Origin of the sequence: Taibaiella soli (assembly GCF_003236175.1) — a bacterium.
In the GTDB taxonomy this organism is placed as follows: Bacteria; Bacteroidota; Bacteroidia; order Chitinophagales; family Chitinophagaceae; genus QKTW01.
The window spans coordinates 33630-46966 of record NZ_QKTW01000030.1; the positions used below are offsets into that span (position 1 = coordinate 33630).

General features: G+C 43.4%; 9 protein-coding genes. 1 reads left to right on the forward strand and 8 read right to left on the reverse strand.

The features are described from left to right. Positions 1-2: 2 nt before the first annotated feature. From DN068_RS21500 to DN068_RS21535, 8 genes are all read right to left on the reverse strand, one after another. Positions 3-3221: an efflux RND transporter permease subunit gene (locus tag DN068_RS21500; protein WP_111001019.1), complete on the reverse strand. Its 3219-nt coding sequence runs from the start codon at positions 3219-3221 to the stop codon at positions 3-5. Positions 3222-3224: 3 nt separating this feature from the next. Further along, complete coding sequence (locus DN068_RS21505; RefSeq protein WP_111001020.1) at positions 3225-4637, reverse strand: TolC family protein; 1413 nt, start codon at positions 4635-4637, stop codon at positions 3225-3227. A gap of 62 nt (positions 4638-4699) precedes the next feature. Beyond that, positions 4700-5080: a hypothetical protein gene (locus tag DN068_RS21510; RefSeq protein WP_111001021.1), complete on the reverse strand. Its 381-nt coding sequence runs from the start codon at positions 5078-5080 to the stop codon at positions 4700-4702. Between the two features lie 274 nt (positions 5081-5354). Further along, on the reverse strand, positions 5355-5933 hold the full coding sequence (locus DN068_RS21515) for a chemotaxis protein CheB (protein ID WP_111001022.1): 579 nt from the start codon (positions 5931-5933) through the stop codon (positions 5355-5357). Then, a complete protein-coding gene (locus DN068_RS21520; protein ID WP_111001023.1) occupies positions 5915-6733 on the reverse strand; it encodes a CheR family methyltransferase in 819 nt (272 codons plus the stop codon). The genes DN068_RS21515 and DN068_RS21520 overlap by 19 nt, the downstream gene beginning before the upstream one ends. 5 nt (positions 6734-6738) lie before the next feature. Beyond that, positions 6739-7098, reverse strand: coding sequence for a response regulator (locus DN068_RS21525; RefSeq protein WP_111001024.1), 360 nt, complete (start codon positions 7096-7098; stop codon positions 6739-6741). Positions 7099-7145: 47 nt separating this feature from the next. After that, positions 7146-10760: a response regulator gene (locus DN068_RS21530; RefSeq protein WP_111001025.1), complete on the reverse strand. Its 3615-nt coding sequence runs from the start codon at positions 10758-10760 to the stop codon at positions 7146-7148. Between the two features lie 25 nt (positions 10761-10785). Then, positions 10786-12360 carry a hybrid sensor histidine kinase/response regulator gene (locus DN068_RS21535; RefSeq protein WP_111001026.1) on the reverse strand — a complete coding sequence of 525 codons (1575 nt, stop codon included), beginning with the start codon at positions 12358-12360 and terminating at the stop codon, positions 10786-10788. Positions 12361-12619: 259 nt separating this feature from the next. Between DN068_RS21535 and DN068_RS21540 the strand changes: the two genes are divergently transcribed. Then, entirely contained in the window at positions 12620-13240 is a 621-nt protein-coding gene (locus DN068_RS21540; RefSeq protein ID WP_165836486.1) for a TetR/AcrR family transcriptional regulator, read from the forward strand. Positions 13241-13337: the final 97 nt, after the last annotated feature.

The window sequence follows — 13337 nt, forward strand, 5'->3', positions numbered from 1 at the left end:
TTTTAATTGATTGTTTCGGGTAATAATGAAGGTGATTCAATAGAGGCGCCGCGTCGTACCCATGCATAAACCTGCGGCACAATCAGCAATGCAGCAATCGTAGACGCAATCAGTCCGCCAATAACTGCGCGGCCCAATGGCGCCGTCTGATCGCCGGCTTCACCCATACCGCTGGCCATTGGAATCATACCGGCAATCATTGCCAGACTGGTCATAAGGATAGGACGAAGGCGAACGGAAGCACTGACTGTTGCAGCTTTGAGCGCATCACCATTATAATCGAGTCTCAGTTTTTCTGCGTTGGTTACAATCAAAATCGCATTCGCAACCGATACACCGGTTGACATGATGATACCCATGTATGATTGCAGATTGAGCGTTGCACCTGTTGCCAATAAAATCAGCAATGCTCCGAGCAATACAGCCGGAACCGTTGCCAATACAGACAATGCCACTTTGAAAGACTGATAATTCGCAGCCAATAAAAGAAAGATAACAATAATGGCAAACATCAGACCTTGTTGTAAACTATCGAGCGTTTCTGTCAGCAAACTCGACATCCCTTTTACGGCAACCACCAATCCTTTTGGCGTTGCACCCATTTCCTTGATCGCCTTGCCCACCGCATCTGTACCAGCTTTCAAATCGGTCTTATACAAATTGGCACCGATCGTTACAAAACGACGCGGACCGGTACGATCATATTCACCTACCGCTGTATCAACCTGAAAGCTCGCTACATCTTGCAATACCAGACTTGACTGACCCGGCTGCAATGGTATTTCTTTCAGATCTTCCAGACTATTCATAATATACTCCGGAACCTGTGCCTGTACCTGAAACGTATACGCACTCTTAGAATCAAGCCAGAGGTTTTTTTCAGTATAACGACTTGAAGAAGTAAACGCAGCAACTGAACGTGACACATCTTTCATATTTAAACCCAGCTGTGCTACCTTAAAACGGTCCAGCGAAATTTTCACGACAGGATATTTCAATGGTTGCTGTATGTGTACATCCCGCAGAAAACTAATCTGCTTCAACTCGTCTACCAGTTTGTCCGTATAATCCTCAATCTGCTTCATATCCTTGCCCGCTACCTCCACTTCAATTGGTGTAGCCGCGCCCTGGCTCATGATTTTCTCTGTCAACTCTATCGGCTCAAAAGACAATGTACAACCAGGAATTTTCTGCGCAACAGCAGCACGCAATGCTTCCTGAAATTTGTCTTTACCCATTTTGAAATCTTCATCCAGCTGCACCTGCAATGTTGCTTCCTGCGTACCTGCATTGAAGATGTAAAGGTTAGCCGTTGCGTAGTTACTTGGCACCATCCCCGCATATGCGGATGAAATGGCCACGTGATCATTAGTAATGCTATCCAGCACCTGCAACACCTCTTGCACCATATCTTCTGTGCGTTCCAGCCGCGTTCCGTCGGGCAGACGCAGTTTTACCTGATACTGACCTGTATTGGTTTTCGGCAACAGATCTTTACCAATCCACACAAAACACACACCTGTAAGTGCGAGTACCACCGCCAGATATAAGATCACATTGCGTTTCATGTTCGGCATCGTCTTTTCCAGAATACGCATAAACCGCATTTTGAACCGTTCGAAGCCATCATTTTTCTCCGGTGCTTTGATTTCGTTTTCCGTGTGCAGATTCACTTCGCCCACTTCGCTATCATTAAGTGCTAGTCCGGCGTGCGCATGATCTTTTCCATGTTCGTAATGATAATGACCATCTTTAAGCAGCCAGTTAGAAATCACCGGCACCAGACTTTGGGCAAGCAAATAAGAAATGATCATTGCAAAACCGATCGACAAAGAAAGCGGCAGGAACAAAGCCCGTGGCACGCCCTGCATTACAAACGAAGGCGCAAACACAGCGATGATACAAAGTAGAATAAGGAACAACGGAAACGCGATTTCCGTACAGGCATCATAGATTGCCTGCTTTTTATTCTTGCCCATTTCCAGGTGCTGGTGAATGTTTTCAATCGTTACTGTGGCCTGATCGACAAGGATACCAATTGCAAGTGCAAGACCACTCAACGTCATGATGTTGATTGTTTGCCCTGCAAGTTTTAAACACAATACAGCACTTAATACAGACACTGGAATCGTAATAACAACAATAATACAACTGCGCCAGTCTTTCAGAAATACCAACACCATCAAGGCCGTCAAAACCGCACCGATCACGCCTTCCGATACCAGACTCTTCACGGAGTTCATCACAAACACAGACTGATCAAACTCATAACTCACGTGCACATCATCCGGCAAAAGTGTCTGCATTTCCGGCAATGTTTTTTTCAGTTTCTGAACCACATCCCAGGTTGATGCATCGGCAGTTTTTACGATCGGCATGTACACCGAACGTTTGCCGTTAATCAATGCATAACCTGTTGTCACATCTGCTCCGTCTTTGATCTGGCCCACATCGTGCAGAAAGATCGTATGGTCAGCGTCGGTCTTCACCGGAATATCGCCAAAGGCTTCTACCGTATTTTCCAGCGAATTGGTGGTAGCCATATACATTGTATTACCCATGCGGATATTGCCCGAAGGCGCCATCATATTGTTGCGGGCAATAGAAGCCACTACTTCATCTGGTGTAAGATTAAAGCTACGCAGGCGATCCGGATCAATATTCACCACAATGGTACGTTGGTTAGACCCAATTGGCGGTGGTGCAGAAAGTCCGGGAATCGTTGCAAACAAAGGACGGATACGGGTTGCAGCAAGGTCATTGATCTCCTCCAGCTTTTTGGTATCACTGCTAAACACAAGCGAACCAACCGGCAATGAAGAAGCATCAAAACGGATTACCTGCGGCGGCAATGCACCGGGCGGAAAAAACTGCATCGCACGGTTGAGCTGCAAGGCTACCTGCGCAGAGGCTTCCGCCATATCTGTATTGTCAAAGAAGGATAATTTCAGGATACTTAAACCCTGAACGTTCTTACTCGTTACGTTTTTGATACCACTTACATAAAGGAACTGGTCTTGCAGACGAGTGGAGAAAAAGCCTTCCATTTGCTGCGGGGTCATACCGCCATAGGGCTCGATTACATAGATTGTAGGGAGGTTTAGTTTTGGAAATATATCAATTGGTATGGTTTTGATCGCCAGAAAAGAGCTTAAGAAAATAGCAGATACTACTACGAGTATTGCTATAGGCCTTTTCAGCGAGGCTGATACTAAGCTCATGTTTTATGATTTAAATTTTTCGAGGAAAAGATCCAGTTGATTGCTGAGACCTGCTCTTGTATGCAGCAGTTGCAGCAGTTCATCCTGTGTAATAACAAAATTGGTTTCGGCCTGTTTCAGTACATACTGGGCGTTCGTAAGATCGATCAGTGTGTTGAGACCACTCTTGTACAAAGCCAGTTGCTGATTATAGGCATCGTTTGCAGAATGCAACTGCACCGGAAGCTCGTTGAGTTTATCGAGCGTATTCTGATAAGCGACATTTGCCTGTTGCAATGCTTTATTCAGATTGAGTTCGGCGGTTTTCAACGCTTCTTCTTTTGCCTGCATCCGGAAATTATTCTCCTGATGTTCATCATGTCTATGTTTAATGTCGAACAAATTATAAGAAACAGCCAGCCCAACGAGATAGTTGTAACGCGAATAACCAAAACCTTGTTGCAAATCAGCATACTGATCGGTGTTGCTGATACTGGAACCGCGCGCCCAGGCAGCAGATTCCAACGAAAGTTTCGGCATATACTTTTTATCTGTCGCTTTGTTTCGGGCAAGCTGCTCCTGATATTGTTTTTCGTAAACGTTCAAAATCGGATGCGAATCGGAGACTGAATCACTGATATTCCATGCCTGCGGATAGGCTTTCAGCATCAAAGAAACAGCCGCGGTATCTGGTTTTACCATTGCGGTATCGAGACCGGTATATGTGGCCAACGTGATCTGCTCATTCTTATAATCGGTATACGCCTGCAGATACGAGATTCGACTTTGCGCATATTGAGCGCTGGCTGTACTGCTGTCCACCCCCGGTTTCAAACCGCTGATAACGGTAGCCCGGATAATATTGAACGCCACAGAAACACGATCCAGGTTTTCCTGCTCTATCTGCAACAGGCGGAATTTCTTCAGCCAATCGAGATACAGAGCGATTACCTGCTCGGAAAGCACATATTTATTGGCCGAAAGATTTGCTTTGGACACCTGCATTTGTGCACTCGCAGCTGATTTTTCGGCTTGCTTGTAACCAAAATTATAGAGCTCCCATTCCAGTAATGACATGGCTATATTGCCAGAAGCGGCTTGTCCATTATTTTCCGGGCGCACAGCTCCGGAAGTGGAAGGGATCACGCTTAATGGCAGATAGGAGCCTGGAAGACTGTTGGCCGAAGCCACATTTACCTCATCCATCAGACGGAGTGAAGGCAGCATATTACCGGCAACGGTTGTGATATGCGCCTGCGATGCTTTCAGTTCCTGCTCTTGTCTTTTTATTTCGGGATAATTATCGATCGTTTTATTAACGGCGTCGTAAAGACTCAGTGTCTGCCCATTTGCAGCAGATACGAAAATAGTGCACAAGCCCATTAGAATGAGCCTGCCACATCTGCCATGCAGACGCGCGCGCAAATGTTGTTTCATAAACGGAAATTGGATAAAGAGGGCATCAAGCGCCCGTTAAATGAATGCTGTAATCAGAGAAATCAGCACACAGGCGGGCCCCGCAAGGCATTGGCTGCGAGATCTGGTGTGGATGTGTATGATTGATAATAAAAAGGCAGGAAAGTGCTGTGCTCCTCAACTAAGATATGTATAACAAAAGTTGGAGTCGCGAAATCCAGATCTATGTCCGTATCTAACGCTTTGATGCGTATGATGGACTTGGGTGGTTTGGGATGATTATGTGATTGGTAGGACGCAATAAGCTTGTGTGCCTGCAATTGCATGTCCATACGCTGATGCTCAACGCCTTGCACTGCCCCCGTGTTTCCGGCAGCATACGTGATTACATGACTGTCATTGCCTGAGAACCAGAACAGTATAGCCAGTAACGGTATTAATGCGATATATAGCTTTTTGAGCATTCGTTAACCCCGCAAAGTTAATTAGGTTTTTGGAATCTCTGATGCCTGGTCGCTGATTTTATGATTTCTTAAAATGATTTGGTGAATGGTGAGCGGTCAATAGTGAACAGTGGAGCGTCGAAATTGTAATACCGCAGTCTGCATTGATTTGACTTTACCATTCAATTTTGCTTTGAATGACTTTTTTTAATTTTGAATCCCAGTAAACCAGCAATAAATCGTCGACAAGACAAACACGAGCGAGCTATTGCTTTTTGAATTTTGAATTTTGACTTCACAATGAATTAATAATCGCTACTATCCCTTCTGCATCTGCTACCCGATCTGCTGTATGGTGATGAATGGCTTGCGCAGGCATATAAGAAATCTCAGCCGTCTCCGGATTTTGGGCAATGGTAACGCCACCATGTTCCTGAATTTTCCGGAAACCTTCAGTGCCATCGGCATTGGCGCCAGAAAGCAAAATGCCGGTAACGCCATCGCGGTAGACCTCAGCCGCCGACTGAAACCCGACGTCGATACTCGGCCGACTGTGATTTACTTTTTCAGAATCATCTAACGCAAACGTCTGATCATGCTCAAACAATACATGGTAATTGGCAGGCGCTACATATATCCATCCCTGTTTGACCGGCTCTTTCTCCTCCACTTCTTTTACACGCAACTTAGTACGCATCTCCAGCACATCTATCAAAGGCGATTCAGAATCCGTTCTCCTGTGCAGGATCACCACAATAGGCGGCACATCGACATGAAGGTGTGGCAATATTTGTAACAAGACTTCCAGACTACCGGCTGAGCCGCCGATAATCACGAGCTTGCTTTTGACTTCCGTTATTTTATTTTGCTCCATATCCGTTCTTTTCCAAGTTGCCGGTATTTAGAACTAATGCCCGAAAATTTCAGTGTTTCTTTGGCGCCGAGCGCGAGATAGCCTAAATCTTCCAGGCTTTGATCAAAAAGATGAAAAACTTTGTTCTGTAGATTTTTATCAAAATAGATAAGCACATTCCGACACAGGATCAGTTGAAATTCATTGAAGGAACTATCGGAAACAAGATTATGCGTTGCGAAAATGATTTTCTTTCTAAGCTCTTCATTGAAAATAATATGATCATACTTAGCCGTGTAATAACCGTTGAGGTCGCCATGTCCGCCCGTCTGCAAATAATTTTCCTGAGACAAAGGCAATATCGCTGAGGGATAAATTCCTCTTTGCGCCGTATCAATTACATCCGGATTAATATCGGTAGCATAAATCAAAGTCTTGTGCAGCAAATTAGCCTGATGCATTAATATCGCCATTGAATATACCTCTTCGCCAGATGCACAACCAGCATGCCAGATACGAATAAAAGGTTTTGTAGCAATTGTCGGTATCACTTCCTCTCGAAGTACTTTATAAAATTGCGGATCGCGGAACATTTCCGTAACGTTCACCGTAATCTCTTCCACAAAACGTTTCAGATAGAATTCATCAGACCTTATTTTATAACGAAACTCTGCCACACTCGGAAATTTATCGAGCATGATCAGCCTGTTAATGCGCCGTGTCAGCGATGCGCGGGCGTATGACGTAAAGTCGTAACCATGTATGTCCAGCACATCGTTTAGTATTACTGCCAAATCTTCTTCTGTAATTTCTATCTCCACTCTATCTATTTTAAGTACTGGTCAAGATACGCAACAAGCAGCGCGACGTCAATCGGCTTAGACACATAACCATCCGCTCCAGCCTCCAGACATTTCTCGCGGTCGCCTACCATTGCCTGTGCCGTCACTGCAATGACAGGAACTTTATATCGTTCTTTAATCTTCGGGATCGCTTCGTAGCCATCCATATCAGGCATCATCATATCAATAAGCACTACACCGATGTCTTTTTCATTATTCAGGAAAGCTAATCCCTGCTGTGCACTACCGGCCGCAATGCAATCGTACTTTCTTGCCTGTAATGTTGCTTTCAAAGCGAAAATATTCCGCGCATCATCATCAATGATCAATATCTTTTCCGCCATGGTTCGTTTTCTTATGGTTATGATCTTATAGTTTGGGATATTTCAGTCTAATTTTTTTCATATAGCCAGACGCGCAGCAGTGACAACAGCTGGTCGATATCTACAGGTTTAGAAATATAATCAGAAGCACCAGCTTTAATACATTTATCTCGGTCCCCAGTCATAGCTTTTGCAGTTACCGCAATTACCGGCAAGTGTTGCAAACGCTGATTCTCTCTGATCTTGGTTGCAGTTTCATAACCATCCATTTCCGGCATCATCATGTCGAGTAATACCAGATCTACGTTTCTATTATCCTCCAGTTTTATCATTGCATCCTTACCATCTGTGGCTGTTACCACATTCATATTAAATCGTTCCAATGCTTTGGAAACGGAAAAAATATTGCGCACATCATCATCTACGATCAGCACTGTTTTGTCTTTCAGCACGTCATTGAGCATGGCCAGCTTTTTGTTTCCGTTATCATTCTTTGGCTTCTTACTTTCTTCAACCAGATGCAGGAAAATGGATATTTCATCTAAAATACGCTGATACGAATGCGCTGTTTTTACCACAATAGAATCTGCATACTGCTTGATACGCTGCTCCTCAGAAAGCGATAAACTTTTACCGGTAAAGATGATGATCGGAAGGTTTTCCATTCCCGGTTTTTTCTTTACTTCCTCCAGCATATCGTAGGCTTTCTGTGTTGGAATGCCCATATCCAGAATGACACAATCGGCCTGTTGCTGCAGCGCATCTACGCTATCAGCAACGTTATGCCTGATTTCCGAATTGATGTTATAAGTCTCCAGAAAATAAGCGAGCGCTTTTGCATGTTTTGAATTGTCTTCTACAATCAATACTTTTTTCGGATCTTTTGAAAGCACTTCCTCCAGTTTCTGGAAGACCTGTTGTATCTGCTCAAAAGCTACCGGTTTGTTGATAAAGTCGATTGCCCCTTCCATCATGCTTTGCTTTTTTACCTGAAAGGCCGACATCATATGCACGGGAATATGGCGTGTATCTACGTTGTCTTTGAGTTGTTTCATGACATCCCAACCGCTCACTACTGGCAATTGTATATCGAGTAAAATCCCTGTCGGCTGGAATTTGCGTGCCAGCTCAAATCCCAGATCACCTCTTACCGATACAATGCCTTTGTAGCCGCTTTGCCGGGTATACTCCAGCAATGATTTAGCGAAATTGGTATCATCCTCTATAATCAGAATTGATTTATCGCCTGTTCTTATGTGTGACCGATCATCCGGAATATCTTCAGGGATTACAGTGGCGATGTATGGATTTCCTTCCGGCGTTTCCGTGTCATCGAATTCCGGCATCAGAAGCTGTTCTTCCGGTGGCAACACCGATTGTGTCTGATCAAGCGGAATCGTTATCGTGAAACTGCTGCCTATATTTTGTTCGCTTTCCAAACTCAATGTACCATTCAGTAATTTGGTCAATTCTTTGCTAATAGAAAGCCCCAACCCAGTGCCACCATATTTTCTGCGGGTTGAACCATCTGCTTGTTGAAATGCTTCGAAAATCAGTTTTTGTTTACCTTCTGCAATACCGATACCTGTATCTGTAACAACAATATTTACAGCGTTCGTAATGGTTTCATGCATGCTTACCTTTAGTGAAATGCTGCCATGCGCCGTAAATTTCAGCGCATTGGAAATGAGATTTTTAATAATCTGCTCCAATCGCATTTTATCCGTTTCTATCGAATAAGGAACTTCCGGTTTCACGTCTACAATAAATTGCAATTTCTTTTCAGCAGCCATCGGTTCAAAAACGGAGCGCATATCATTTACAATATCACGCACCGCCACTGTTTCATATTCCAGCACCATTTTACCTGCTTCAATCTTGGAGAGATCGAGAATTTCATCAATCAGCGCCAGCAAACCGTATCCGGAACTCTGTATTACATTGGCATATTCAACCTGATCGCTACTAAGGTTATGGTCATTATTTTCGGACAACAAGCGGCCAAGCAATAAAATAGAGTTAAGTGGTGTGCGCAATTCGTGCGACATATTTGCCAAAAATTCCGACTTATATTTTGTGGTCAGCGCCAGCTCTTCTGCTTTGCGTTTCACTTCCACATTTTGCTCTGCAATTTTTTGATTGCTTTCTTCCAGCTGACGTGAACGTTCTTCCAGTTCGGCGTTCGCTTGTTGCAGTTCTTCCTGTTGTACTCTTAACTCTTCTTCTGATGCCTGTAGTTTTTCCGACTGAGCTTCAAGTTCTGCATTGATATTTTCCAGTTCATTATGTTGCACCTGCAATTCTTCCGATTGTGCTTGCGTCTCCTCCAGAAGATTTTGCATGCGTTCATAATTAAGTGAGGCGCTAAGGCTAATGGCAACGGCATCGGTGTTGGCTTTCAGAAATTCAATTTCGAGATCCAGTGGTTTTTTAAACGTTCCTAATTCCGCCACGGCCATTACCTCATTCCCAACAGAAAACGGAACAAGAATAAGGTACAAGGGTTCTGTATTACCCAGAGAAGAATTTACCGTCAAATATTGATTCGGCACTTCGTCAACCACCATTAGTTTATTTAGGGTTACCGCTTGTCCGATTAAACCTTTATCAGGATGAATTTCTTTAGGCGCGTATGTAATCGCATGTGTGCCCGTCAATCTGAATTTTTCCTGTCCATCTATCACATAAAGTGTTCCGACTGCTGCGCTCACATAATTTGCAAGCGTACCAATAATTTTATCAGAAACACTGTTTAGAAAACGTTCCGTACGCATCGCATCTGCAAGCATCACTTCTCCCGCCTGCAGCCAGTTTCGCTTTTGGAGATCTGTAAAATTGCTTTCCAGCGATATCGCCATTTCGTTGAGTGCTGAAGATATCCGACCCAGCTGATCTTCTTTTTTATCTTCTGCCCGTGCTGTAAGATCGCCAGCCTCCAACCTTTTGGTAACGCCTTCTACAGCTGTTATACGCGCTGCGGTTTCAAGGTAGAGTGCTTCATCTTCTTTTTGCTTCTGAATACGCGCTGAGAGATCGGCCTTTATCCGGAAATATGCGAGCACTGAAATTAAAATGGAAATAAGCGCCGCTACAACGACTAATATTTGTGTGTATCCTGAAAAACGACTTTGCTCATCGGTACGAATTTTCAATAATCTTGTCTCTTCTTCTTTGATCTGCTGCACCACCAGTCGCAGGTCCTCCATAATCTTCTTGCCGTTAAACATCTCACTGTTGATAGTCACCGTAAGATTGGCATTTCCCAATACTCCGTTGGTCTTCATCATGGTGATCACATTGTTCATCTGCTCAAAGCGACGATCAATCAATGTTTTTGCGTCGGCCAGGTTATGCTGCTGCACAGAATTATCAGTGGTCAGTCCCCGCAACCTGCTGAGGCTGCCCAACGCTTTTTCATAGCTGGTATCATAGCGTGAAAGGAACACAGGATCTTGTGTGATGACGTAACCCCGTTGTCCTGATTCAGCGTCCCGCACAATGGCCAACAAATTTTCCGCCTCAATAATCACCTCATGAGTATGATTTACCCATACAGATGTCTCCACCAGTTTTTTGTTACTATAATACGAAGCCAGTGCACTTACCAGCAAAATGAATAATGAGACACCAAAAACGAACTGAAGCTGCCGTATGATTGATGAAGTAGAATGTTTCTGATCCATTATGGTGTAGTGTGTTTTTTAGCTATTAGTTGGTCTGCTGAGCCAGCGGCAGCACAAATGTAAACGTTGCACCGTCGTCTTCTTTTCCTGTAGCAGTGATAATACCGTTATGCTTTTCAATAATCTTTTTCACTATAGCCAATCCGATACCAGTTCCTTCATACTCTTGTCGCGTATGCAACCGCTGAAAAAGCTTGAATATTTTATGAACGTACGCTTCGTTAAATCCAATGCCATTATCCGCAACCGTAATCCTGCAATATCTACCGGATGGATCAGGATAGGCGTTAAAGTTTTTGGATGCGACTGTTTCTGCTACAATATTGATTACTGAGGGTGTATCCGATTTTGCATATTTCAATGAATTGCTCAGCAAATTCTGAAACACCTGCCGCATTTGCCCGGGAATAGCATCAAGCACCGGCATTGTTCCAATATTAATTATAGCTTTTTTCTCATTGATGGAAAGTTCAAGGTCTGGAATTATATCTGTAAGTATTTGCCGGATGTCTGTGGATTCATAAAGCGAAGAAGTGGATAATCTTGAATACCGCAGCAGATCTTCTATCAGTGTACCCATTCGTTGCGATGATTCGATAATACGCATCACGTTCGAATGTGCTGTCTCATCTTTATTAAGTAAATAATTCTGTAAAATAGAACCAAACATCTGCACCTTCCGCAAAGGTTCTTTCAGATCGTGCGAAGCAACATAGGCAAATTGCTGGAGTTCATGATTCCGCTCTTCCAGCTCTTCATTCTTTTGCAGTAGCTCCTGGGTGCGTTCAGCAACTTTCTGCTCCAACAATTGATTGAGTGTTTTCTGTTCATGAATATCAGTCAGTGTACCTACCCATTTTACAATTTCATTTCGTTGGCGGATCGGAATCATCTTCAGCATATGATAGCAATATTCATTGCTTGCAATGCTTTTTATCCGTACTTCACTCATCAGCGGTTCACCGGTTTGCAATGCAGATTCCCATTTTTGCTGAACGGAAAAATCGTCGGGATGAAACTGCGGTAATTCGTCCGGCCGGTTCGCGTAGAGAAACCAGTATTCATTTACAAATTCGATGGCACCATTGGGATTGAGGGTAAATGCAGCCTGCGGAATGGATTCAAGAATAAAACGAAGCTCTTCTATTTTAATGACCAGCTGTTCCTGTGCAAATTTTCTCGTTTCAATTTCCTCGCTCAGCGATTGATGCATGTTATTCAATTCCCGCTTCTGTTCATGCAGTTTGTGGAGCGTTTTTACTTTGAGCATTAAAATATCGGGATCCACCGGTTTCGCCACATAATCCACCCCACCCGATTTATACCCTTTAGCGATGAATTTCTTATCGGTATTTACCGCTGAAAGAAAGATAATAGGAACATCTTTGGTTTTACTATACCCTGAAATTGTTTCTGCGACTTCGAAACCATCCATGCCTGGCATTTGTACATCCAGGATAAAAAGAGAGTATTCGTGATTTAATATTTTCCTCAATGCCTCATCTCCGGAATGGGCAGTATCTACCTGAAATCCGCCAATCTCCAACGTTTTCTTTAGAGAAAGGATGTTTTCAGGCCGGTCATCTACAATGAGTATCATGATATAACGGGCAATACTAAGTGGTTACACAAATTAACAATAAAAATCATGCCGTGGGTTGATTTTCAACCAACAACAGCTTCAATTGACAGAAAACAGCAGCCAGTTGACAATCCCCTTCATTACAATAAAAAAGCACCCGCATATCAATCTCCAAACGAAATAACTGTCCACTATGTACTGCCGCTATCAATTAGTTTTCGACATTTTTTTGAAAACTGTCGAAAAGCAAAGTAACTTTGCAATTATTCTTACCGAAATGGCTGAGTCAACTAATATAAAAGACGATTCCATGCAGCAGCAGATTATTCAGGCGGCGCAACAACTTTTTCAACGCCATGGACTGCATAAAGTAACGATGGATGAGGTGGCGAAAGAGATCGGCAAACGCAGAAGTTCGCTTTACTACTATTACAAAAACAAAGAGGAAATCCTCGATGCTGCAATAGATGTTGAATTGCGCGAGATGATTGCCGAGATATCCAAAGCTGCGAACCAGGCAATTGGACTTGAAGCGCAGCTACATGCTTATTTTTCAGCGCGACTGAAAATCTCACAAAAAAGGCGGACGATGTCCAGTATGTTGGATGCTCCCATGAATGCGGATGAAATATCGGCCTATGAGCAAGTAAAACGCACGATACATCTCCGTTTTAGCAAGCTGGAAATACCATTACTGCAAAGCATTCTGGAAAAAGGAACAGCGGAGAAAGCAATCAGGCAGATAGATACCAAAGAAATGGAAACAGTGATTTCACTGATTCGCAGTTGTCTGCGTGGCTTTAAAAGAGATTTTATAATGGGAAAAAACTTCAATCAATTAAAGCCGGAAGTAACAATGCTGGTGGAGATGATCCTCTCTTTTTTTGAAAAAGGCTGATTAGTTAAAGAGCTAAAGGTTAATTGGCCATTACTTGTTACCAACTGTAACCAATTGACGATTAAATTAATTAACCCAATTGACTGATTAACCCTAT

Coding starts and splice junctions, on each gene's coding strand:
- DN068_RS21500 (WP_111001019.1), bottom strand. CDS start 3,221: ATGAGCTTAGTATCAGCCTCGCTGAAAAGGCCTATAGCAATACTCGTA.
- DN068_RS21505 (WP_111001020.1), bottom strand. CDS start 4,637: ATGAAACAACATTTGCGCGCGCGTCTGCATGGCAGATGTGGCAGGCTC.
- DN068_RS21510 (WP_111001021.1), bottom strand. CDS start 5,080: ATGCTCAAAAAGCTATATATCGCATTAATACCGTTACTGGCTATACTG.
- DN068_RS21515 (WP_111001022.1), bottom strand. CDS start 5,933: ATGGAGCAAAATAAAATAACGGAAGTCAAAAGCAAGCTCGTGATTATC.
- DN068_RS21525 (WP_111001024.1), bottom strand. CDS start 7,098: ATGGCGGAAAAGATATTGATCATTGATGATGATGCGCGGAATATTTTC.
- DN068_RS21530 (WP_111001025.1), bottom strand. CDS start 10,760: ATGGATCAGAAACATTCTACTTCATCAATCATACGGCAGCTTCAGTTC.
- DN068_RS21535 (WP_111001026.1), bottom strand. CDS start 12,360: ATGATACTCATTGTAGATGACCGGCCTGAAAACATCCTTTCTCTAAAG.
- DN068_RS21540 (WP_165836486.1), top strand. CDS start 12,620: ATGGCTGAGTCAACTAATATAAAAGACGATTCCATGCAGCAGCAGATT.